The 23,738-nt window shown below is 53.1% G+C and carries 18 protein-coding genes and 1 pseudogene; 15 read left to right on the top strand and 4 right to left on the bottom strand.

The window, feature by feature from the left end:
* Positions 1 to 304 precede the first annotated feature (304 nt).
* Positions 305 to 3,079, bottom strand: coding sequence for a DEAD/DEAH box helicase (locus ABS784_RS13535; protein ID WP_352512829.1), 2,775 nt, complete (start codon positions 3,077 to 3,079; stop codon positions 305 to 307).
* Entirely contained in the window at positions 3,076 to 4,722 is a 1,647-nt protein-coding gene (locus ABS784_RS13530) for an SWIM zinc finger family protein (RefSeq protein WP_352512827.1), read from the bottom strand. The genes ABS784_RS13535 and ABS784_RS13530 overlap by 4 nt, the downstream gene beginning before the upstream one ends.
* A 217-nt stretch (positions 4,723 to 4,939) precedes the next feature.
* Between ABS784_RS13530 and ABS784_RS13525 the strand changes: the two genes are divergently transcribed.
* Positions 4,940 to 7,165: an SEC-C domain-containing protein gene (locus ABS784_RS13525; protein WP_025039103.1), complete on the top strand. Its 2,226-nt coding sequence runs from the start codon at positions 4,940 to 4,942 to the stop codon at positions 7,163 to 7,165.
* A gap of 525 nt (positions 7,166 to 7,690) precedes the next feature.
* Entirely contained in the window at positions 7,691 to 9,025 is a 1,335-nt protein-coding gene (locus ABS784_RS13520) for an SEC-C domain-containing protein (RefSeq protein WP_015865238.1), read from the top strand.
* Positions 9,026 to 9,111: 86 nt separating this feature from the next.
* Here ABS784_RS13520 and ABS784_RS13515 read toward each other — a convergent pair whose 3' ends face one another.
* Positions 9,112 to 9,822 (bottom strand): plasmid pRiA4b ORF-3 family protein, encoded by a 711-nt coding sequence (locus ABS784_RS13515; RefSeq protein ID WP_011232727.1) that lies wholly within the window; start codon positions 9,820 to 9,822, stop codon positions 9,112 to 9,114.
* 120 nt (positions 9,823 to 9,942) lie between these two features.
* On the opposite strand from ABS784_RS13515, the pseudogene ABS784_RS13510 reads away from it, so the two are divergent.
* The 8 genes and pseudogenes from ABS784_RS13510 to ABS784_RS13475 all read left to right on the top strand — a co-directional run.
* Positions 9,943 to 9,987, top strand: a pseudogene (locus ABS784_RS13510) (SEC-C metal-binding domain-containing protein); the annotation flags it as partial.
* 18 nt (positions 9,988 to 10,005) lie between these two features.
* Complete coding sequence (locus ABS784_RS13505; RefSeq protein ID WP_352512830.1) at positions 10,006 to 10,182, top strand: zinc chelation protein SecC; 177 nt, start codon at positions 10,006 to 10,008, stop codon at positions 10,180 to 10,182.
* Between the two features lie 410 nt (positions 10,183 to 10,592).
* Positions 10,593 to 11,939: an N-acetylmuramoyl-L-alanine amidase family protein gene (locus tag ABS784_RS13500; protein ID WP_352512824.1), complete on the top strand. Its 1,347-nt coding sequence runs from the start codon at positions 10,593 to 10,595 to the stop codon at positions 11,937 to 11,939.
* 321 nt (positions 11,940 to 12,260) lie between these two features.
* Entirely contained in the window at positions 12,261 to 13,571 is a 1,311-nt protein-coding gene (gene brnQ, locus ABS784_RS13495) for a branched-chain amino acid transport system II carrier protein (protein ID WP_352512823.1), read from the top strand.
* Positions 13,572 to 13,794: 223 nt separating this feature from the next.
* A complete protein-coding gene (locus tag ABS784_RS13490; RefSeq protein ID WP_352512821.1) occupies positions 13,795 to 15,168 on the top strand; it encodes a UDP-glucose dehydrogenase family protein in 1,374 nt (457 codons plus the stop codon).
* Between the two features lie 256 nt (positions 15,169 to 15,424).
* Complete coding sequence (locus ABS784_RS13485) at positions 15,425 to 16,753, top strand: helix-turn-helix domain-containing protein (RefSeq protein ID WP_014196895.1); 1,329 nt, start codon at positions 15,425 to 15,427, stop codon at positions 16,751 to 16,753.
* A 156-nt stretch (positions 16,754 to 16,909) separates the two neighbouring features.
* On the top strand, positions 16,910 to 18,139 hold the full coding sequence (locus tag ABS784_RS13480; protein WP_011232722.1) for a Zn-dependent hydrolase: 1,230 nt from the start codon (positions 16,910 to 16,912) through the stop codon (positions 18,137 to 18,139).
* A 33-nt stretch (positions 18,140 to 18,172) separates the two neighbouring features.
* The gene (locus ABS784_RS13475; RefSeq protein WP_352512818.1) at positions 18,173 to 19,357 is read left to right on the top strand and encodes a M20 family metallopeptidase; all 1,185 of its coding nucleotides are present in this window, start codon (positions 18,173 to 18,175) and stop codon (positions 19,355 to 19,357) included.
* Positions 19,358 to 19,698: 341 nt separating this feature from the next.
* On the opposite strand, the gene ABS784_RS13470 is transcribed toward ABS784_RS13475, so the two are convergent.
* The gene (locus ABS784_RS13470) at positions 19,699 to 19,929 is read right to left on the bottom strand and encodes a hypothetical protein (RefSeq protein WP_015375947.1); all 231 of its coding nucleotides are present in this window, start codon (positions 19,927 to 19,929) and stop codon (positions 19,699 to 19,701) included.
* Positions 19,930 to 20,478: 549 nt separating this feature from the next.
* Between ABS784_RS13470 and ABS784_RS13465 the strand changes: the two genes are divergently transcribed.
* From ABS784_RS13465 to rbsD, 5 genes are all read left to right on the top strand, one after another.
* Positions 20,479 to 20,931, top strand: a complete 453-nt coding sequence (locus ABS784_RS13465) for a VanZ family protein (protein WP_011232703.1) — start codon at positions 20,479 to 20,481, stop codon at positions 20,929 to 20,931.
* An 86-nt stretch (positions 20,932 to 21,017) separates the two neighbouring features.
* The gene (locus ABS784_RS13460) at positions 21,018 to 21,134 is read left to right on the top strand and encodes a DUF3789 domain-containing protein (RefSeq protein WP_013146530.1); all 117 of its coding nucleotides are present in this window, start codon (positions 21,018 to 21,020) and stop codon (positions 21,132 to 21,134) included.
* Between the two features lie 307 nt (positions 21,135 to 21,441).
* Complete coding sequence (locus ABS784_RS13455; RefSeq protein WP_011232701.1) at positions 21,442 to 22,431, top strand: LacI family DNA-binding transcriptional regulator; 990 nt, start codon at positions 21,442 to 21,444, stop codon at positions 22,429 to 22,431.
* Positions 22,428 to 23,321 carry a ribokinase gene (rbsK, locus tag ABS784_RS13450; protein WP_014196888.1) on the top strand — a complete coding sequence of 298 codons (894 nt, stop codon included), beginning with the start codon at positions 22,428 to 22,430 and terminating at the stop codon, positions 23,319 to 23,321. The genes ABS784_RS13455 and rbsK overlap by 4 nt, the downstream gene beginning before the upstream one ends.
* Positions 23,321 to 23,731: a D-ribose pyranase gene (rbsD, locus tag ABS784_RS13445; RefSeq protein WP_011232699.1), complete on the top strand. Its 411-nt coding sequence runs from the start codon at positions 23,321 to 23,323 to the stop codon at positions 23,729 to 23,731. The genes rbsK and rbsD overlap by 1 nt, the downstream gene beginning before the upstream one ends.
* Positions 23,732 to 23,738: the final 7 nt, after the last annotated feature.

Below are 23,738 nucleotides of genomic sequence, written 5' to 3'. Positions count from 1 at the left end.
CATAAACAAATCCCTCCAGTGTTTTTACTGACAGTATGGGCATTTTCCCAACTGTCTACACTAGAGGGATAATATCACGTCTTGATGGGGCATTTTCATGCCCAGGTGAAGGGCAAAGGTTGCTCATGGATCTTTTCTGTGTCCAACGGGATCGGGGCGACGTTCATCGCCCGCGTGATGCTCCTTTACGGTTGCTTTTGCCGCTTTTCCCGCTCTTTCACTTTCTCCTCCATTCGCTTCAGCAGCTTTTCCCACGGGTTTTCCGCCGTTTTTTTCTTGCGCTTTGGCTTTTCTCCCGCCATGCTTAAGCGCCTCCTTTCGCCGCGGCCGATAAGGCGAGCAAGTCTCGCAGTTCGTCATCGGACAGTTCGGTGATCCACGCCTCGCCTTCGGTGATCACATCAGCGAGCGCTTGCTTTTGTTCGAGCATCTCGTCAATTTTTTCTTCAATCGTCCCGGTTGTGATCAGCTTATGGACGTGGACGAATTTCGTTTGCCCGATGCGGTAGGCGCGGTCGGTCGCCTGGTTCTCGACGGCCGGGTTCCACCATCGGTCGAAATGGATGACGTGGTTGGCCGCTGTTAAGTTGAGCCCGGTGCCGCCCGCTTTGAGCGATAAAAGGAAAATCGGCGCTTTTTTCGCTTGGAACTCATCCACCATCCGGTCGCGCGTTTGTTTTGGGACGCCTCCGTGCAAAAACAACACCCGCTCATCAAACAAGTCGGAAAGCAGTTCTTGGATCATCTCGCCCATTCGCACATATTGCGTGAAGATGAGGCACGATTCGTCGTTGGCGCGAATTTGCTCGATCAGTTCGATGAGCTTTTCGAGTTTGTGCGACCGTTCGACGAGCTGGCGGGGTCGGCGTTCTTTCAAATACAGCGCCGGATGGTCGCAAATTTGCTTAACACCGTTTAGCATTTGCAAAATCAAGCCGCGCCGCGCAAACGGACTGGCTTCCTTTGCCCGTTCGAGTGTGTCGTTGACGAGCTGCTCGTACAAGGCAGCCTGTTCGGCCGTGAGCGGGCAATATTCTTTTTGTTCAAGCTTATCCGGCAAGTTGAGCGCAACCGCTTCATCCGTTTTCGTCCGCCGCAAGAGAAATGGGCGGATGAGCGTCTGCAGCGCCGCTTTTTTATGGGCATCTCCTTCTTTTTCAATCGGCCCGGCAAAGCGCCGCTCAAACTCCGCACGGCTGCCGAGATAGCCGGGGTTGAGGAAGTGGAAGATGCTCCAAAGTTCGCCGAGACGGTTTTCAACCGGCGTGCCGGATAAGGCGATTTTATGTTTTCCGCTCAAGCGGCGGATGGCGCGCGCTTGTTTCGTTTGCGCGTTTTTAATGTTTTGCGCTTCATCCAAGCAAATGACGTGCCAGTGCATCTGTTTTAAATCGTCTTGGTCCAAATGAGCAAGGTTGTAAGACGTAATGACGAGATCGGCCTCGCCTGCCGTTTGCACGAACGCATCGTTTTTCGCCCGGTTCGGTCCATGGTGCACGTAGACGCGCAAGTCTGGGGTGAAGCGGGCGCATTCCTTTTGCCAGTTGCCGATCACGCTGGTCGGGCAGATGAGCAAGGCCGGCGTGTCCGGCCGCTCCATTTCTTTTACATAGGTCAAATAGGCGAGCAGTTGCACCGTTTTGCCAAGCCCCATGTCATCGGCCAAGCAGGCGCCAAAGCCGAATCGGCGCAAAAAGACGAGCCAGTCGACGCCGCGCTGCTGATACGGGCGGAGCGTGCCGTGAAAAGACGGCGGCACATTCGCTTTCGGCAATCCATCAAGCTGCTGGAGCTGGCGGATAAACGCCCGGAATTGGTCGTGGACGTCAATGTGGATCGGGATCGATTCGTCCGCTGCCTCTTCGCGCTCCTCTGCTTCCGAAAGCAGCGTTTGCGCCACGATGTCGTGGATCGGCACGCCTTCTTTTTTCGCCTTTTCCATGAGCGCCTGTGCGCGGCGGACAAGGGCGGGATCGAGAATGAGCCATTGGCCGCGCAGGCGGATGAGGCGCCGCTTTTGTTCCGCCAAAGCGGCAAACTCCTCTTCTGTCAGCTCAATCCCGTTGGTCGCCACCCTCCAGTCAAAGTCCGCGAGGCGCTCAAGGCCGAATAATGATTCCGCGTTGACGGAAGGCGACAGCTTCGCTTTGATCGACAGCTGCGCCTGGCGGATATCGTGCCACCAGTCGGGAAGCAGCAGGCGCACGCCCGCTTCCGTCAGCTTTAAGCTGTCTTCGGACAAAAAGCGCCACGCTTGTTCGTCGGACAGTTCATGAAGCAAAGACTCATTTTCACTGCCAAGCCACGGCACGATCACATGAATGCGGCGGATGGCCCGGGAGACCGATGATTCATATGGGCGCCAAGCGCGCGGAATGTCGCTTGCGGGTGCGATGACGCTGTCGTCGACGGCGATTAGCACCGCTTCAAGCGTCCATACGTCGCCTTCCTCGGACGGCTCGACAAGGCGCAGTCCGACGACAAACGGCGGCCGGTCGCCGAGCCATCCGATTTGTTCGAGCCAGTCGTCTTCCGTTCCGGTCCATTGGCCGCTGGGGGAGGCGATCAATGGATAAGTGCGAACGATTTCGCCCCAAATGCCGCGAAGTTCCGGGTCGCGTGAGAGCCAGTCGGCGACCGCAAGCGACCGCCATGTGGCGACGAACGGATCGGGATCGTCATCCGCGCCGCGCCAGCGGGTGCGTCCTGCTTCGCTCCATGCGCCGCCTGTGCTTTTCCACAAGGAAGCATCTGGAAGGAAGCGGCGTTCGCGCAAACCGTTCCAAATGTGCTTCGCCCACTCTTCCAATCGGGCGGTGAACTCGTCTGCCCATTCAATGGCGGAAAAGCGCGAGTGCGGACGCAAAGCGAACAGTGTGAGCGCCTGCCATGGCGACAGCCGCACGATCCCGTTTTCACCGTCATGGTCGATATCGAGCAAGGTGCCGTAAAACGTCTCTTCGTGCCAAGCGAACAAAGTCGACGCCCATGACGAGACAGGCGTGGAGCTTGAGAGTTCGAAGCATTGATCTTCTTCGTCCCACTTGCACGAAAGCCGAATCGTCTGCAACACGTTCATGAGAGCAATTTTCCTTTCTTCAATTCTTCATGAAACGCGCGCATGCGCGCCGTTTTGGCGAGCAGTTGCTCGAGATAGGCTTCCCATTGGTCGAGCCGCTTCATCGAACGGTAGTGGGTCCGCAGCGTTTTCAAATGGCGGACCGCCCTTTGGTAGCTCGCCCGGTTTTTTTCTTCCAGCCGCCTCATCACGGCCCGATGATATAACGGCATCACGAGTTCTGGATTGCGCGCTTGCAATGTTTTAAGCAGCTGTGGATGCAATTCATCGGCGGTGATGTTCGCCCATAAAAACAGGTCAACGACTTCTCGGTATCGCCCTTGCCGATACAAAAAGTTGGTATAATAGTTGACGCTGTATGGAAGACTGCGTTGCAAAAAATCTTCCCATGCATCCGGTCGGTTTCGTTGGCGGGCATACATTTCAAACAAATGAACCGCTTCGTCCAAAAAACTTCCCCGGGCGAGGTCGGACATGTGGGAAAGATAAAGCGGCCAATCGTCCTTCGCTTTTTCCCAAACGGATTCAAACCGCTTGACGAGGCCGTTGGTGATGAATCGCCCGATCCATTCAATCAAAAACAAGCCTGCCTGATGGGGAAACGCGCGGTACAGAGCCATGGCTTCGTCATCTTCGCCAAGCAAAAAGGAAAGATGGGCCGCCGCCATGGCGGCGCGGGACTTGCCGTATTCATTGGCGAGCCGAAGCAATTCCATTCGTTCTTCCTGCCGCCATGCTGGCTTGGTGAACAACAACTCCCACGCGGTTGTGTAAAAGTCATAGCCGAATGACGATAGCAACCCGTCCAAAAACAATACATCACGAACATACGGAATCGTCTGTTCAATCAACGCGTTGAGCGACCGCGGCGGTGATTTGGCAGAGAATTGCTCCAGGGCGTCAAAGGCACGGTCGGCGACATAGTTGACGTCCTGCTGCCAGGAAAACTGTCCGTAAGAGGCGAATCCGCCTTCATTCCAACCTTGCGCCTCCCCGTACTGCCGAAGCTTCTCCAATAAAAATAGAGCGGCATGAAGCTCCCGCAGCGGACGGGCGCCGGCTTGCTTCCCTTCGTTTTTGCCCAGCTTCGGGAGGAGTTGGAAGGCCAAACGGTACGGCCAGTTTTGGCCGTTTTGATGGCGCGAGAAAAAGTCTTGATACTGTTTCTCAAATTGGTCCCGCCAATCTTCGACGGTTTCATTTTGAGTGATGGAAAGGGCGGTCGGTTTCCCCACCCTTTTTTGAGCGAGCGGCTCCCGTTCATGGGGAGCGGTTGTCTCTTTCCACAACGCTTCGATTTGCCCTTTTTTCCAAAGGCGAAACAGCTCACCGCTGTCGAACACATTGCCGTATACGTAAAAAAACAGCGCCAAAATATGCGGACATAGCCCGTCCGTCCCGCATGGGCAGCGATGGCGGCGGGTGATGTTGGCCAAATCAAGCATGACATCATGGGGGGTGATGTCGGAAACGACCCCTTCCACTTCGTGGCTGTTGATCACCATGACGTTATAGACCAACCCGTTTCTTGATAAGTCGCGCCCTTTTTGAATGAGATTGTGGAAAATAGGAAACGGCAATTCTTTCAGCAATTCCCCAGCCGCCTGCTTCAAAAGCGGCTTGGAAACGGTTGTTTGCAACATGTCGGTCCGTCCTTTCCGTTCCATTCCTTATCATCTAATTATAGCATGTGATAGCGTGTCGAAAAAAGAGGGGCTATGTGATAAAACGCGTCTGTTCTCGAGCGGGCATGAAAGGACATCGCGAGCTTTTGGACGTGCGCGCGTCTTGATAGAAAGAAAGCCGATGATGGTTGACCGTCTATTGATGATGGTATAATAGTAGGTAGGAAAAGCCCAAATGGAAAAGAAAGCAGGTGCATCGAATATGGCGGAAACGCCGCGGAACGCGTTATGCCCGTGCGGAAGCGGGAAAAAGTATAAGAAGTGCTGCATGAACAAACAGCAGGAGCGTGAAATCAAGCGGGTGCGGCAGCGCCGCTTTTTTGACCAAAAATATGAGCTGTCGCAAATGGTGCAGCGGTTTTTGGATGAATCGCTGTCTTATGATGAACGCGAAGCGGTCAACCGTACATTTCGCCGAATGATCGAACAAAAGGATCATCGTGAAGAGTTGAAGGTGTTTGAGACGCTTTGGCGTTTTTTCCTCCATCGTTATCCGAATGGATTGCGCGGCGTTGAATGGTTTCAACAGGAAAAAGGGCGTCGTCTGTCTCCGGAGCTCAAGGAAATGTTGGACCGCTGGGTTCGACTTGTGCCGCGCCTTGTGCAATTTGTCGATTTGCATGATGAAGGAGGAGTGGCGGTCGACCGGTTGACGGGCGAGAAACTTCTCATGCCGTATTGCGAGACATTGGAGGTTGTGCGCCCTTGGGGCGGCATGTTTGCCTTTTTGGAGCCCTTTGACGGCGGCTATTACGTTTGCGGTGTATCATCGATTGTGGATCCGAAGGGCGTGGAACGGGCGGAAGAGAACATTCGCGTCTTGTTGACGCAAACCGATTGGCCGTATGAAAAGGTAGCCGTTGAACATTTTCTCGATATCGTTGATGCAGGCTATCCTCCGAGGGCGGACGATGTGCAAGAGGAGCGCACGCGATGGACGTATGAATACGAATGCCAGGAAGCCGCTGAGGCGATGAGGAAGCTTGCTTCGATCGGACGCGCTCACATTGATCATGACGATGGGGAGAAAGTGGAAGGTTCATGGTGCACCAATGTGTACCATTATGTCGGAGTGATTTCCCCCAAGCCGATTCATGTGTTTGAATTAGGCGGGTCATTATCCGCTCATCGGTCGCGTCTCGTGTTGTCTACCGAGGAGGAAGGGACGGCCGAACAGCTCGTGTCGCTGCTGCAGGCGTTTGGGTATTCCCCAAAAGAACGAAAACGGGGGACAGAAGCCGTTTTGCGCCGAAAAGGGATCGAAAACGTTTCGCTTCATATTGATTCAGACCCAGACTCTCCCCCTTGGGTGGCAACGATGGCCGGATTGGATGTTCAAATGGAAAAAGCCCTTCACACCCCGCTTGAGAAATGGAATGGAAAAACCCCTCACGAAATGGCGCGCGAGGGGCGTGTGCAGGAAGTGGATGAGTGGCTGAAAGAGTATGAATTCCATTTGTTTAACATGCAAGAACGAGCCAATTTGCCGGTGCTCATCGGAGTGAATCCCATTCGCTCCCGTTATGGATTGCCCCCATCTCCGTTTAGCTCATCACATCGTCTTTCGGACTTATGGAAAATGAAATGGATGGGGCCGGAAAGAACCGAGACATTGTTGATCCGCGCGGAATGGGAAGGGATGTATTTTACCGATGACGCATTGGCGTTTTATAACGAAGTCATCGTGAGCGGAGAAAAAGAGGCCAAAGAGGCGTGTTGGGCCGTGGTTTTGCTCGTGTGTGAATATATGACCGGGCGGACGTTTTCATCGTGGGAGGACGTAGGAGAAGAAGACTGGAAACAATGCATCGTCGATCAAATCCCGTCAAGATGGAGTTCGTTTTCATGGGAAGTGGTGAGCCGAGCGCTCGATATGTTGCTTGAGTGGGCCGATTGGCTGGACCGCCGTTATGGAACGAATCATCGAACTGTTATTGGTGCCGTGCTGGAAGAGGTCAGAAGCGAATTGGAACATTGCTTTGCTTTGCTGGATGAATGGAGGGGCGAGAACGGAAAGGGGGATGAGGAACTGATGGCTTGGCAGCTTGCTCGTTTGTTTGGTTTGCCTATTTCCCTTTCCGTCGGTTTCTCGTTTTTCCGCGTCAAGCGTGTGGAACAGGGGAAGGCGGTGCTGGATTGGCTTGCCCATAACCGAACGGTGACATGGGACATTCCGAAGCGGGCAGAGCCGCATCTGTTGCCGGGCATGTATATCGTCGCCGCGACCGATCGCAACGGCAAGCTGGACGATCTTGCCCGCGTATATCCGCCGTCTTTCTCTCCGTACGTAGAGCCGTGGCTTCAGGCGCTGCAAGAGTGGCCAGACAAGGTGGAGAAAGAACGGGCTGCGTTTCAAGAGCGCCTGCTTGCCTCGTTGTCCCGTTTGCTTCGCCGGCCGTAGGCGTCCCGATGAATGACGGGGCGCTTGTTTCTCTCGGCTCGGCCTCTATGATTCTCCATTATGCAGGCAAGCCCAATGGTAAGAGTCATTCATATTCTTAGGATTTTGGTCCATCACCATAACGTGTGCTTGAGAAGCAGGGTTTTTCTCGTTTTACCGAGAAACGGATGAGGACGCGAATGATCCAAGAATCCTACACCTTTAGGAGTGCGGAGTGTCAACCGGCATGAAAATCATGGATTGGCTGATTTCTCCTTGGAGAAGGAAATATGGCATGTTTTGAAAAAGCCAAGGGCACCTTTTGGTGAAGAACCAGGATTTTGGTTAGGCATAAAAAATGGAATGCGAATCGATGTTCTCGACATGAGCGGCGGAAGTCCCAAAGTGCTTGCGATATGTGTTGCTGAAAGCAGTTCCATCACACGTTGATCGTGAATGTCTCCCCAAAGTGTTTAGCTGGCCCGAGCGTTAGCGTAGAGGGGGAGAACGTTCAATGACTATGATACAAAGAAAGTAGGTAGCTATATGGTGAAGGCATCGCGAAACAATCTTTGTCCATGCGGCAGTGGGAAAACGTACAAGCATTGTTGTGGGAAGAAAGAAGCAGTATCGATAGAATCTCTAATTGACCGTGAAGTGGCCAAATGTATGCAAGATGTGTTTTCGTTTGCGTTAGAGCGATATGAGGAAGAGCTTGCTTTCATGATGTCTGGTTCTCCATTTCAAGGGCTTCCTAACGAGCTGGAGACCAGCGCCAATTTATTGCTGACGAACTGGGCGATTTTTCACAGACACGTTGATGACAAAGGGATGACAATTTTTTCAGCCTATATGAGAAGCCGGCGCCGCACGCGGTGGCGTCCAGCAGTGCAAACTCATTTGAAGCGATGGGACGAGGCGGTTCCGTCGTTTGACGAGATCATTCATATCGAGGATGAGCGGCGTTTCCTTGTACGCGATCTGTTGACCAGAAAAGAAAAGTACGTCCGTTTTTTGACGCCGGAGGAGCTTCCGTCTGCTAGGGAGGGGGACGTGTTAGTAGGATGCCTCGTTCCGCATGGGGACGAGTGGGCGTACTTCATGAAGGTGCTGCCGATTCCAAAGAGCGGGAAGGATCGGCTTGCGCGGGCGCTTCAAGCGGAATGGAATCCGGATATGAAAACGTGTGAAGTGTTTTTGCGCGAGTCGTTTCCGGAATTGCTTGAAATAGCGGTCCATGAGCTGTTGTGGCAGCTGCTGAGCGAAAAGGACTGGGGGGATCGAGATCAAGATGATGTTTTTCGCGAATTAAAGAAAAAGGAAGAAACAACCTCCTCCCTAGTGCTCAGCGAGGCTGCGTTCCTTTGGCGCGCATATTGCGAAATGGATGAACCGGTCATCAAGAATCCTGCTGTGTATGCGGCTGCACTCCGTTATTTGGCGAGTGAAATGGCTGGAAGAGAATTTGTCAATATGGAAAAGGTTGCGGAACACTACGGCGTTCCTGTAGAGGAAGTGGAAGCCGCTGTGATGGAATTGTTTTTATTTCGCACAGAGTTGCTCGATGATGGAGATGATGAGGGCGAGAATGATGATGAGTGGCTCTTTGACGATGGGGATGACGGTGATGAGATCTGGTTCGACGACGGTGGGATGGAGGATGGCGATGAGCTGGACCGTGCGATTGAGGAATGGCTTGACCAAGTTGAGGAGTTGTTTGATTGCGAGGGCTGGGACGTTGATCAAGTCCATCGCTTGATCGACAAAGCGATCCGAACATGGAAAAAGGACGGGTTGCTTGAAGGAGTCGATGCAGCTGAGTTGCGCAAGGAGCTCGAGGAGCTCGTCTGGGAGACGTTTGCCGAACGGGGATTTTTGTAAGGCGATGGACAAAGCAGGCAACAAAGGACAGATGGGTGCGAAAGAAGGTGCCCTTGAGAGATGACGGATACCTTCTTTCGCATGCGTTACAATCGGATATAGGCCAGCCGCTCGTTCGCTTCCTCGACGTCAAAGGCATCAGGGTCAAAATCTTCGCCTTTCATGTCGTACATCCAGTCTACCAGCTCGCGCAATTCGGGATCGGCAAGAGAGTCTTTTTGCGCCGCCGCTTCCAGCAGCTCCAGGTAGCCATAGACGCCGCCGCAATCCTCGGGAGGGCACGCCCGTTTTCCTTTCAGGCAAGCGGCGCGTTCCAACGGTTTTGGGAGTGTTTCAATCTTTTCAACAGTGACGGTATGGCGCCAGTAGTCGCCAAAATCGTAAATATATAGAAACTTTTGTTTTTCTTCCGTCAGCCATTGCTGTAATGGGATGCGGCGGGCGTCCATCAGTTCTTTTTCCAGCTGAAACGAATCCCAGCCGTCAGGGATGCCGATGAGAACGCTTCCGAAATCGAATTCGTATAAATGGGCTTGTTCCCATCCCATCGCTTCTTGGATGATGAGATGAAGCTCGTGAAATGTCGCATGTCCGGGAACAAGGACGCGCCGCCAAATCGGCGGGCGGATGCCGTTTAATGTGATTTTCAGCTGGTAGGCTGTTTTGGACCGCCGCCGTTTGGAGGGGGGTGCGCTCTTTGGCGCCTCAACCCATCTGCCGTGTGGACGGTCCCGCTCTGTCGGATGGAACATGGCAGACAATTCGTCGATCAGTTTAGCAAGATTGTCGGGGTTCATAGCCCTCGTCTCCTTTCGGATAAACGTTTTGTATAATAGTAGTTTATCCTGTCCATAGTAGAATTTAAACATTATTGATGGAAATATTGAAAAAAGAAAGATGGGAGAGGAGGATGACGCATGTCGATCGGCTGGAATGACCCATGCCCGTGTGGAAGTAGGAAAAAGTATAAGAAGTGCTGCATGAACAAACAGCAGAATCATGAAATCAAACGGGTGCGCCAGCGCCGCTTTTTTGGCCAAAAATATGAGCTGTCGCAAATGGTGCAGCGATTTTTGGATGAATCGCTGTCTTACAACGAACAAGCAGTGGCGAGACGGACGTTTTACCAAAAAATAGAGGGTGTGAAGTATTTGTAATATTTTGGATTTTTTTGAAACACTTTGGTGCTTGTTCATTCACCGTTTTCCCAATGGAATGCGCGTCATTGAATGGTTCCAGCGCGACAAAGGACACCGTCTCCCGTTGGAGCACGGAGCGCTTTTGGCGCTTCTGCGTGTTTCTTCATGGGGACGGCTTATCCATTCGGACATCGGTTAGAGAAGCGATGGTGGTATGTCGGCCGTAGCTGGATGGTTCGACTGGGTTGCGCGTTGTGGCTGCTGTCGTGTGAAGAGGCATCATGCAGAAAAAGGAGAGCTATTGTCGGTTGATGGATGCCGCCCCGCTAGTTTTGTCGAGCGGTTTTCCCAAGTGACAGACAGGAAATTCCCCGTTGTGCGCGAACGATATAGTAGACAAATTGGAGACAACGGGGGAGGGAATGCGCATGAGGCGAGGAATATGGCTCGCCCTGTTGTTTTGTTTGCTATGGCTGGCTGCGGCTGCTTGGCCGGTGGGGGCGAAAGGGGAAAAGGAAATGGAGGAAACGAAGCGTCTGGCTGTGGTGACGGCGGATCGCGTGAATGTCCGCCAAGGGCCGGGGGTGCCATACCGTCCATTGGCGAACGTTCACCGCGGCGAGGCGTATCGGCTGATCGAGGTCAAGGATGGATGGGTGAACATCGAGTGGAAACCGAATCGAACCGGGTGGATCGCCGCGCGGTACGTCGCGTTGGCAAAAGAGACGGCCATCGTGCAAGAAAACCGACTCCGCCTTCGACAAGAGCCGAGCCGAGATGGGCGAATTATCGGGCATTTGGCGCGGGGAGAAACGGTATGGATCATCAAGGAAGATGGGGAATGGACGGAAGTGATCGCAGACGGTGCGATCGGCTGGGTGTCTTCAGCATACCTCACTGCGGCTCGGGAGTCATCGATTTCGCATCAAACCGGAATCGTCCACGCCAGTTCGCTCAACGTTCGGGCTGAGCCGTCATTGAAGGCAGCGCGCGTCGGACGCCTTGTCCGTGGTGAAGAGGTCGAGATTGTGGAAAAGAAACCGGGATGGTACAAAATTGCCTCCCAAACAGGGCTTGATGGGTGGGTGTCATCCGCATATGTGCAGGTAAAGGGTGGACAAGCTAATGAAAAGGAAGCGGAAGCGCCCCAGTCGGCTGACCGCTCGCTGCTTTCAGCCATCGCGCCTAGCGACTCCCGCCTTTATGTAGACAGCTGGACGCGCGGTCCTGTTCAGGCGCTGGCCGGAAAAACGATCGTTCTTGACGCTGGCCACGGAGGCAAAGACGGCGGGGCCCAAAGTGTCGATGGCATCAAGGAAAAGGAGTTGACGTTGGAAACCGCCAAGCTTCTGAAAAACAAGTTGCAATCTTACGGCGCCCGCGTCGTGCTGACGCGCTCTAGCGATGAGTATGTGCCGCTGTCGGCGCGTGTTGCCGCCGCCCGCCTGTATCAGGCGGACGCGTTTATTAGCTTGCATTACGACAGCGCCGCTGATCCAGATGCGTCCGGCATCACCATTTACTATTACGATCGGTTTGCGGACTACGAATTGGCGCAATCGTTCCAAGGGCTGTTCAGGCAACTTTCCGCATTGCCGTTTCGCGGCATCGCCTTTGGCGACTATTACGTGTTGCGAGAAAACGAGAAGCCGTCCGTGTTGCTTGAGCTCGGCTATTTAAGCAATCGGTCGGACGCTGCGGCTGTGGCGACAAACGGTTATCAAGAAGCGGTGACGACGGCCATCGTGAACGCCGTGCGCCATTATTTTCAATAGTACGCCCCTTTTCTAAAAAGTGGATAACGGATCTACTGCGGCATGACAAAAAGCGCCCCGGATTTTCGGGGCGCTTTTTGTCGCCTCGCCTTGTTTGGATCACCGCTGGCTGACCATAGAGGGCCATTAGCTTTTCAAGGCGTTTGCCTGAGGGCTGCAAGGGCGAAAGGGTGGAAGTTGGTTGACACAATAGTTAAAAAAGTATAATATTTATAAAGGATTAGGATAATAATAATCGACTGTTATCCTAATTGATACTATTGTTTTGTTATATATCAGAATATTTAATTCATTTTCAAAATAATAGAAATGAGGGATACAATGAAAACGAGAGATGTGCTGTTTACTGGATTGATGCTCTTTTCCCTCTTTTTCGGCGCGGGCAACTTGATTTTTCCTCCGTATTTAGGGATGGAAGCGGGAACGGCCGTATGGCCGGCGGTTCTTGGATTTATCGTCACCGGTGTTGGGCTGCCGCTGTTGTCGGTCGCGGCGGTGGCGTTCGCCAAAGACGGCATCCGTTCGCTCGGCAACGCTGTTCATCCGCTGTTCAGCCTTTGCTTTTCACTCGCTGTGTATTTGGCGATCGGCCCGTTTTTCGGCATTCCGCGCGCGGCTAGCGTCGCCTATGAAATCGGAGCGAAGCCGTTTTTCCCTGAGAGCGGATCTTTGGTGATGTGGCTGTTTACGGGTCTCTTTTTCGCCCTTGTGTACTGGCTCAGCTTAAACCCCTCGAAGCTTGTGGATCGAATCGGCCAGCTGTTGACGCCGATGTTGCTGCTTTCCATTGCTGTGCTTTGCCTTACCGGTTTAATCCGGCTTGACGACCCACAGGCGATGCCGGCTGAGAAGTATGCCTCGGCGCCGTTTGTGAAAGGGATGCTGGAAGGGTATTTAACGATGGATACGATCGCGGCCCTTGCCTTTGGCATCGTCGTCATTCATGCGCTCCGTGACCGCGGGGTGGACCGGCCGGCGTTGCAGGCAAAAGCCACGGTGCAAGCCGGATTGATCGCTGGATTGGGACTCGCGCTCGTTTATGGCGGTATTGCCATCATTGGTGCTAGAATGGCTGGTGTCGGCTCATTTGCCAACGGAGCCGAGCTATTGTCATACGTGTCATCGCTGCTGTTTGGCAGCGGAGGGAAGTTGCTGTTGGGCGTGATCGTGGCGCTTGCCTGCTTAACAACGGCGGTTGGTCTAGTCGCTGCTTGTGCGCAATACTTTCAAGAGCTCACCCCGACTGTTTCGTACCGAACGTATGTCATTGTATTAACCTTATTTAGCTTTTTGATGTCAAACCTCGGCTTAAATGCGTTGATCGCTGTTTCCGTTCCAGTGTTGACGATGCTGTATCCATTGGCGATCGTGCTCGTCGCCCTGTCGTTTTTCCGCCGCTTTTACCGTGGTTCGGCGAAAGTGTACGGGATGGCGTTGCTCTTTACCGGCATGTTCAGCCTGTATGACGGTTTGAAAACGATCGGGCTGGAGACGGCATGGTTAGAACCGCTCCTCTCATGGGCGCCGCTGTTTTCAGTCGGGCTCGGCTGGGTTGTCCCTGCGCTGATCGGCGCTGCGCTTGGCTTGATGATCGATCGGCCGTCCGCAACGAAACGGAAACATGCGGCGTAAAGGGCTGACTCGAAAGGTCATGTACGCCCGGTCGGGGGAATAATCTGATGTATATATATGGAAGAAGGGAGGATGCCTCGTTGCTTTTGGGGCATTCTCTTTTTTGTGTGGAAAATAGTTTTTTGTTCGAGCAACGGGGCGGAACCCGTGAAAACCGGCAGGCGATTCGATATAATGAGGACAAGCGACGATCGCCGCAATGGATGAAAAGGTGTGAGGAATCGTGAAGATAGCGATTGCGGGAACGGGATATGTTGGACTTGTGACCGCGGCTTGTCTAGCCGATAAAGGGCATGATGTGACATGCGTCGATGTGAACGAAGAGAAAATTCGCCTATTAAATGAAGGGATCGTCCCGATTTATGAGCCGGGGCTTGACTCGCTTATTCAGCGAAACGGCGTTCGCCTTCGCTTTACCACAGACGATGCGGAAGCGTATCGATGGGCGGAAGTGATCATGGTCGCGGTCGGCACCCCGCCGCTGCCGGACGGATCGGTCAAGCTCGATGACGTATGGGAAACGCTGCGCCGCATCGCCGCGTCGGCCGAACGCGACTGCCTTGTGGCCATCAAATCGACCGTGCCAGTCGGTACGGGAGACGAAGCGGCTCGCTTTTTGGCGGAACACGGACGCGGCGGGGTGCGTATCGATGTCGTTTCCAATCCGGAGTTTTTGTCACAAGGAACGGCGGTGCGCGATACGTTGCAGGCGCCGCGCATTGTGTTAGGCGTCGAATCGGAGAGAGCTGAGCGGATAATGAAGGACCTCTACGCCCCGTTTGCGCTCCCGTACGTTGTCACCGACCGCAAAAGCGCAGAGATGATCAAGTACGCTGCCAATGTGTTTTTGGCGCTGAAAATTTCGTACATCAACGAGATCGCCAACGTATGCGAGTTGGTAGGGGCCGACATTCAGGCGGTGGCGGAAGGAATCGGCATGGATCCGCGCATTGGCCGCCGCTTTTTGCGCGCCGGCGTCGGCTATGGCGGCTCTTGCCTGCCGAAAGATACGAAGGCGCTTTATGCGTTGGCTGCCTCCCATGGCTATTCGCTCAAAACCGTGTGGGCGGCGATGGACGTCAATGAGAAACAAAAATGGAAACTTCTTGACAAAGCGCGTCTGCACATTGGGGATTTCCGCAACCGGACGGTCGCCGTGCTTGGCGCCGCATTCAAGCCGGGCACCGATGATGTGCGCGAGTCTCCTGCCTTGGCGAACATCGAGCGGCTCATTGCCGAAGGAGCAGTCGTGCGCGTCTGGGACCCAGCCGCTCTCGAACATGTCGTCCGCCGTTTTGGCGATGCGGTTGTTTGTTGCGAGACGATCGAGGAAGCCATTCGCGGCGCGGATGTTTGTTTCATTTTCACCGAATGGCCGGCTGTGCTGCAATTTGACCTTCACTGCTACAAGACGCTGATGAATCGGCCAATTGTGCTTGACGGGCGCAACTGCTACGACCCGAAACAAGCCGACGCCGCCGGCCTCATCTACGAGTCGATCGGTCGGCCGGTGGGGCATAGGCAGCTGAAAGTGGATCGGGCTGTTGACGTTCTCCAGTGCGCCTCAGCTGCCTTTTTCCACAAACAAAGTGAATAGGGATGCCGCTTAATTGTCCCGTTCGCATCGCCACGACGGCTTTTTTGTAAAAAAGGGAATAAGGCGGTCTGTCCGTTCGATGGAAGTGGGATAGTAGACATGCCGGCGGGCGCGGGGCATCAATCGCCGTTTCAAAGAAAGAGAAGGTTATGTTTCCAGTGGTTTTATGGGAAAACGTGGGGTCGTGGCCCGCCACTTTGAAAGCGGAGACAGGCGGGGAAGAGAGCGGCTGAAGAAGCCGTCTTTTCCCACCGCTATGGGCAGGCGGCAAAAGGAGGGATGTATCATCCGCATTCGCTTAGGTCTGTTTGGTGCGGACGATTCGCTGTCAATTATTCAGGCGGTGGCGCAAGAGTACAAAGAGCTTGTTTGCGTTCCCGTTGTGTATTGGGATGAAAGTGAAGTGATCGATTTGATCCGCCCGCTCGCGTCAGAAGTTGATATGTGGCTGTTTTCCGGACAAGTGCCGTATTCGATCGTCAAGCAGTCCAGTGAGGTCGATGCGCCGCTGTTTTATGTGCCACATATTGGTGCCAGCTTGTACCGCACACTGCTGCAGGCGCACTATACGGAGCAGATTCCGGTCAGCCGGCTTAGTTTTGACACGTACGAGCGCCGCGAAATCGAACGGCTGCTCGAAGAGGCGGGCATCGAGGAGCCGATTCCATACGTCAAGCATTACGAGGGAGGCATTTCGGCCCAGGAACTGTCCGACTATCATTACACCCTTTGGAAACAAGGGAAAACGGAAGCAGCGGTCACCTGTTTGCGGACAGCCCATCTCGAACTGGAGAAACTCGGAATGCCGGTGTATCGGGTATTGCCTGCCCGCTCGGCGGTGGAAGCGGTCATCCAAACCATCATTCGCACCGGACAGATGCTGCAGGTGCAAGATGCGCAAATCGCCGTGCAAATGATTGAAGTCGATGCGATGCAGGCGGCCTCCCCAGAGACATTTTCGACCGATGACATATATCGTCTGGAGATGAAGACAACGGAAAAATTGCTACGGTATGCAAAAAAAGTCCAAGGGTCGCTGAAAAGCGCCGGGCCGGGCCGCTATGTCATTTTTACGACAAGGGGCGCATTAAAAGAGATCACCGATGGCTATAAAACGGTCCCCTCGGCGGAGGAGACGGAGCTCTTGTACAGCGAGGTCATCGCGTGCGGAATCGGCATCGGCCGAACGGCGTATGAGGCCGAAATTCAGGCTGGGAAGGCGTTTTTGCATGCGAAACAAAGCGGACGGGGTGCGTGGATGGTGGTGTTTGATGACGGAACGATCTCGGGTCCGTTAGGAAAAAGTGTGCACCTCCGCTATTCGCTCGGCGGCGGAGAACTGCGGCAGCTGGCGGAGCGGACGGGATTAAGCGCCGCGACGCTCTGCAAATTGAAAGCAATATTGCAAAAACGAGGAACCAACGAGATCGAAGCGCATGAGTTGGCCTCTTACATGGGGATTGTGCCGCGCAGCGCCCGCCGGATTTTAAACCAATTGGAGACCGTGGGCCTTGCCGAAGTGGCCGGGGAAACAAACCCGTATCCGCGCGGGCGTCCGCGCAAAGTATACCGCATTTTCTTATAATTGCTCGATCAGCTTCTGCCTTTAGCGACAGGCAGAAGTTTTTTGTTGTCTTGAAGGCGTTTGTATTATTTGTATTATTTGAAAATTTCCTCTGTTTCCATTATAATTAAGGACATATCCGAAAATTATCCGTAATTGGCGTGAGGGGAGGATAGCTTGATTCAAGGGGAACGTCTTTGGCAACGGCTCATGGAACTAGGGGAGGTCGGCAAGAAACCAAGCGGCGGCGTCACGCGCCTCTCGTTCACTGCTGAAGAGCGGAGGGCGAAAGACTTGGTCGCTTCCTACATGCGCGAAGCCGGGCTTTTCGTATATGAAGACACGGCTGGCAACTTGATCGGACGGAAAGAAGGGGCGAATCCGGATGCCCCGGTCGTCCTTGTTGGATCTCATCTCGATTCGGTTTACAACGGCGGCTGCTTTGATGGACCGCTCGGGGTGTTGGCCGGCGTGGAAGTTGTTCAGACGATGAACGAGCACGGGGTTGTGACGCACCACCCAATTGAAGTAGTGGCGTTTACGGACGAAGAAGGAGCGCGCTTTCGTTTCGGCATGATCGGAAGCCGGGCGATGGCGGGGACGTTGCTGCCGGAAGCGCTCGAGTGCCGCGACGCGAACGGAATTTCTATTGCGGAAGCGATGAGACAGACGGGGCTTGACCCGGACCGTTTGCCGCAGGCAGCACGAAAACCAGGAACGGTGAAAGCCTATGTCGAACTGCACATCGAACAAGGACGGGTGCTGGAGGAGGCTGGTCTTCCAGTTGGCATCGTCACTGGCATCGCCGGGCTGATTTGGGTGAAGTTTATCATCGAAGGAAAAGCGGAACATGCCGGAGCGACGCCGATGTCATTGCGGCGCGACCCGATGGCGGCAGCCGCCCAGATCATCACAGTGATCGAAGAGGAAGCAAGACGAACAGGGACAACGGTCGGTACTGTAGGACAGTTGCATGTATATCCGGGCGGTATTAATGTCATTCCGGAACGGGTCGAATTTGTGCTCGATTTGCGCGACTTGAAGGCTGAGGTGCGCGATCAAGTATGGAATGACATAGCCTCGCGGGCAGAGACGATCGCCAAGGAGCGGAACGTTCGCCTCACGACCGAGCGACTGCAAGAAATGGCGCCGGTGTTATGTTCCGAGGTGGTGAAACAGGCCGCGGAAAGAGCGTGCAAGCAGCTCGGGTATCCGCCGTTTTGGCTGCCGAGCGGCGCAGCCCATGACGGCGTACAGTTGGCTCCGATTTGCCCGATCGGGATGATTTTTGTCCGCTCCCAAGACGGGGTGAGTCATAGTCCGGCGGAATGGAGTACTAAAGAAGACTGCGCCGTTGGAGCAGAGGTGCTTTATCATACGGTGTGGCAACTGGCCCAAGGGGAATAACGAAAAAGACAAACGAACAGGGGGAGACTATGGATGACAAAGGAAGAAATCAAACGGCTCGTCGATGAAGTGAAAACGGACGTCATCGCCTGGCGCCGCCATCTGCACGCCCATCCTGAATTGTCGTTCCAAGAGGAGAAAACGGCGCAGTTTGTTTTCGAGGCGCTGCAATCATTCGGCCATCTTGAGTTGTCGCGGCCGACGAAAACGAGCGTCATGGCGCGGCTCATTGGCCAACAGCCAGGCCGGGTCGTCGCCATTCGTGCGGATATGGACGCCCTGCCCATTCAAGAGGAAAACACGTTTGAATTTGCCTCCAAAAACCCAGGCGTCATGCATGCGTGCGGGCATGACGGCCATACGGCGATGCTTTTGGGGGCAGCGAAAATTTTCGCCCAGCTGCGCGATGACATTCGCGGTGAAATCCGCTTTTTGTTCCAACACGCGGAAGAATTGTTCCCGGGTGGGGCGGAGGAGATGGTGCAAGCCGGCGTCATGGACGGGGTGGACGTCGTCATCGGCACTCACCTTTGGTCGCCGCTTGAGCGCGGAAAAATCGGCATTGTGTATGGGCCGATGATGGCCGCACCCGACCGCTTTTTCATCCGCATCATCGGCAAAGGCGGCCATGGAGCGATGCCGCACCAAACGATCGATGCGATCGCCATCGGAGCGCAAGTCGTGACGAACTTGCAGCACATCGTCTCGCGCTATGTCGACCCGCTCGAGCCGCTTGTTCTGTCCGTGACGCAATTTGTGGCGGGTACGGCGCATAATGTCCTGCCTGGGGAGGTCGAAATCCAAGGGACAGTGCGCACGTTTGATGAGACGCTGCGGCGCACGGTGCCGCAATGGATGGAGCGCATTGTCAAAGGAATCACCGAAGCGCACGGCGCCTCGTATGAGTTTCAATTTGACTACGGCTACCGCCCGGTCATCAACTACGATGAAGTGACCCGCGTCATTGAGGAAACAGCGCGCGAACTATTGGGCGAAGAAGCCGTCGCCCGCTTGAAACCGAACATGGGTGGCGAAGATTTCTCCGCCTTTTTGCAAAAAGCGCCGGGCAGCTTCTTTTACGTCGGCGCCCGAAACGAAGAAAAGGGGATCGTGTACCCGCATCACCATCCGCGCTTTACGATCGACGAAGACGCGCTTGAGATTGGCGTGCAAATGTTTGTCGCCGCGACGTTGAAACTGTTGGCGGAAGCAGAGTAGGATGCTTCCGCTTTTTTGTACATCATAAAGGCGGATCGATATATTGCATCTCATATTTCGCAACCTTTGCATAATATACAAAAAATAACCAGAATATTCGCATAAAAATAATTTTTTATAAAAAATGTAAAATAATTAATTTTTATTCGGTCAAATCGGGCTTATTTCGAATTTTTATTCAGGGTGCGAAATGTGAGTTGCATGCTCTTTCTCTGTCGCTAATTCACATGGTTGAACTTGGTGTAGCTCACATGAGTGGATAAAGGAAATAAAGAGAGCATGGGGACTCTTTGCCTTCCTTAATGTTTGTTTTGGACTTCGATTCGATCAAGACGACAAGGCTAGGCGATTTTGACAATTTTTGTGATCGGTGCTAGGTCGAGGTCTTGGTTGTAAAGAGCGTGGACAAAATCGCCGTCAAGCGTAGCGAAGTAGTCATAATGATGATATGTTGCAATGGCGTAGTGCAAGGCATCATAGGCTTCGAGCTGAAGGAGCCGCATTTGAGCCAAGGCTAAATCTTGAATGTTGGCAAGCATCGATGTATATAGACGCTTGTCCAAAATGTTCATCTATGGCATCTTCATATGTCATCACAAACGACATAATCGGCTACCGTCCTTGTTTGTAGATGTCTACTAATTTTTTGCCAAAGGGAGAAGGTTTGGCTATTTTTTTTCGTAATTCGGCAAATGAAAGATCCTTATTCGGTTTGTTGGCCTGTTCCGTGCAAGATAGTGTCACCCTCATTTTCGTTTCCAAAGCGGAGGGCATATTGATCACCTCATTGATTCTCCTTTCTAAAAATTATAATGCTGGCCAGAAAAAATGTACAGATTTTTCTTTTACTACTATACCCTTGTTCATGAAAACATAAACACGGAGAGAATCTCCCTTAAAAGGGGAATGGGTGAAAGAAAAGGGGAACGGAAAAGAAGTCTTCTTTCCAGCCTGTGAGCGAACGATTTTAAAACAACGGTGAAGAAGCTTTCAAAAAAGAAAATGGAAAAATATCACCATCCCTGTTATGATGGTAAAGGGTTTAGCGAACAAGGTGTCTACTTTCGTTTGTTGTTTAGGTACCTTGTTTTGTTGGTAAAAAGGTGTTGGCAGGTGAAACGATGAGAGATTTCCTTTCCCGCTGGCTTCCTGTCATTCTCTGGTGTGTCGTCATTTACACGTTCAGCGAGTCTTCCTGGTTCACTGGGGCGAATACGGCGCATGTGCTGCAGATGATTTTATCGTACTTGCCGTTTGGCGGCGGGGATGAAGAGGGGCCGCCATTTTTGAACTTTTTGATTCGCAAAGCGGCGCATTTGACGGAGTTTGGCATTTTGGCCGCGCTTGTGTGGCGGGCGCTGTTGCCCAAGCGGTTTGCGTATGCAGGCGCTTGGCTGTTTGCGACCGCCTACGCGGCGACCGATGAGTGGCACCAATCGTTTGAACCAGGGCGGACGGCGACGCCAAAAGACGTGGCGATTGATTCGTGCGGGGCGCTGATTGCGCTTTTGATCGTCTTTGTTTGCCGCCATTGGTTAAGGACAAAGCATTGTGCGGTCAAACGCGGCGTATAATAGAATGAGCTCTCCCGATGTATCGGCTTAGATGTAAAAGGAAAGAATGGCAAATAACAAGTTTGCGAGAAAAGGGAGAGAGAGCCATGGTCGCGTTTATCGCGGGAATGTTTGTCGGCTCGTTCGTGATGCTCGTCATCATGAGCATGATGGTGGCCGCGAAACGGGCGGATGAAGCGAGCGAACGGTGGAGGGAAAAGTGAGAAGTCCCTTGCGGCAGGCAAGGGATTTTTTTTGAAAATGCTGTGCGATCATGTTTACGTCAGCTTGAAAAAAAGGCCGCACATTGTTTGAGAACCGCCGTGAAAGACCGGCGAAGCACAACGGATTCGAAAAGTTGAAGGGGATAAAATTATGTTTTTTTGTAAGGTTTTTTAGTTTGAGAAACGTTGCTGGGGAGCAACATTTCCCCTTAAATCACTAGTATTTAAAAAAAGCTTGATGGCGCACAAAAAATAGGATATACTATGTGTAACCGGTTACACATAGACAGAAAAGAAGGAAGCGAACATGGCAACGATTCGTGATGTGGCAAAGCGTGCAGGTGTCTCCGTCGCCACCGTTTCGCGTGTGTTAAATCAAAATGGATATGTTAATGAGGAAACGGAAAGACGGGTTAGACAGGCGATGAAAGAGCTCAATTATAAACCGAATGAAGTGGCGAGAGCTCTGTTTAAAAAGACATCGAAAACAGTCGGACTCATTGTCCCTGATATTACCAATCCGTTCTTTCCCGAACTCGTTCGCGCGGTGGAAGATGTGATGAATATTTATGACTATACGGTCATTCTATGCAATTCCGATGAGAAAGTAGAAAAAGAACGAGAATACATCGAAGTGTTAAAGCAAAAATATGTGGACGGCGTCATTTTGACCACGAATCAGTTCGCGCCGGAAGAAGTCGAGGAATGGGATGTTCCGATTGTCGTGCTCGACCGTCCGTTGCATGAGCGTTATCCATCGGTGGTCGCGGATAATTACGAGGGAGCTCGTTTAGCGACGCGGCATTTGTATGAAGTGGGCTGCCGGCGGATTGCCCATATTCAAGGGCCCAACCACGTGGTGAACGCCATGGAGCGTTTCCGCGGCTATCAAGATGAAATGAGGGCGTTAGGGTTGGGAGATCGTCAGCTCGTCATTCAAGGGAATTACCAGTTGAAGCAGGCGAAAGAAGCGGTGATGGCCGCGTTGGCTGAACATGATATGGACGGGATCTTTGCCGGCAACGACGCGATGGCGGTCGGTGCTTTGAAAGCGGTTCAGCAATGCGGGCTGCGGGTTCCGGATGATATTGCCATTATTGGCTACGACGGCATCCCGCTGACGGAAATGACAACACCCGAACTATCGACCGTGTCTCAGCCTATTTACGAAATGGGGGCCATGGCGGCAAGAATTTTAATTAAACAAATTGAGGGGAAGCCGCTTGAGAAGCTCCATTATCAACTTCCGGTTCAACTTGTGGTGCGGCAGTCGACGTCAAGGAGGGGATTGACTTGAACAAACCAACCATTACGGTGATCGGCAGCATCAACATGGACTTAGTCACTGTGGCGGCACGGTTTCCAAACCAAGGGGAGACCATCTTGGGTGAGCGGTTTCTCACCACTCCCGGCGGCAAGGGGGCGAATCAGGCGGTGGCAGCCGCCCGCCTCGGCGCCAACATTCGGATGATTGGCGCAGTGGGGGATGATGCGTTTGGTCAAGAGCTCATCCGTTCGTTACAAAATGAGGGCATTTCCGTCGATTATGTGAAACCGGTTACACATGGGAGTACAGGCATTGCTTCCATTACGATTTCTGAGCGGGACAATCGGATCATCGTCGTTCCTGGGGCGAATCATGCGCTTACGCCGGAAGATCTCGATTCATGTGAATCCGTGATCGCCGAAAGCGATGTTTGCTTATTGCAGCTCGAGATTCCGCTTCCCGTTGTGGAACGGGCGGTTTCGATCGCTCATCGCCATGGCGTGCGCGTCATCGTCAACCCCGCTCCGGCCCAGCCGCTGCCGCCGTCGGTGCTTGAGCAGGCGAGTTTCTTGACGCCCAATGAACATGAACGGACGATTTTGTTCGACAAGATGGACGAAGAAGCGTTTGCCGATAAGCTGATTGTCACCGAAGGGGCAAAAGGGGTGCGCATTTGGCAAGATGGACAAGAACGGCTCATTCCAAGTTTCCAAGTTCCCGTCGTGGATACGACGGGCGCGGGCGATACGTTTAACGGTGCGCTTGCCGTGGCGTTGGCAGAAGGGAAGCCGCTTGATGAAGCGTGTCGGTTTGCCAATGCGGCGGCGGCCTTGTCGGTGACGAAACTTGGGGCGCAAGCTGGGATGCCGAGACGGCAAGAGGTCGAATCATTTTTGTCCAGACAGAAGGAGAGTCACTGATGAAAAAAAGCGGGATTTTGAATAAAGAATTGAACACGCTGCTTGCCTCGCTCGGGCACACCGATACGATCGTGATTGCCGATTGCGGGTTGCCGATTCCGAACGAACAGGCGCGCATCGACTTGTCTCTCGTCAAAGGGTTTCCGCCCTTTTTATCCGTGTTGGATGCGGTTGTTGATGAATTGGAAATTGAAGCAATCGTACTAGCCGAGGAGATCAAAGACCAGAATCCGGATTTATACGAAAGCATCAGGGCAAGAATGGGTGGTGTGCCTGTGCAGTTTGTTCCCCACGAACAATTCAAAGCGATGACGAAGCAGGCGAAAGCGGTGATTCGCACAGGAGAGGCAACCCCCTATGCCAATATCATTCTGCGTTCCGGTGTAAGTTTTTCATCGAAAGATTTCTGAAGGAAAA

Source organism: Geobacillus sp. G4 (genome assembly GCF_040327975.1).
Taxonomy (GTDB): Bacteria; Bacillota; Bacilli; order Bacillales; family Anoxybacillaceae; genus Geobacillus; species Geobacillus thermoleovorans.
This window is presented reverse-complemented; position numbering and strand designations above follow the sequence as displayed.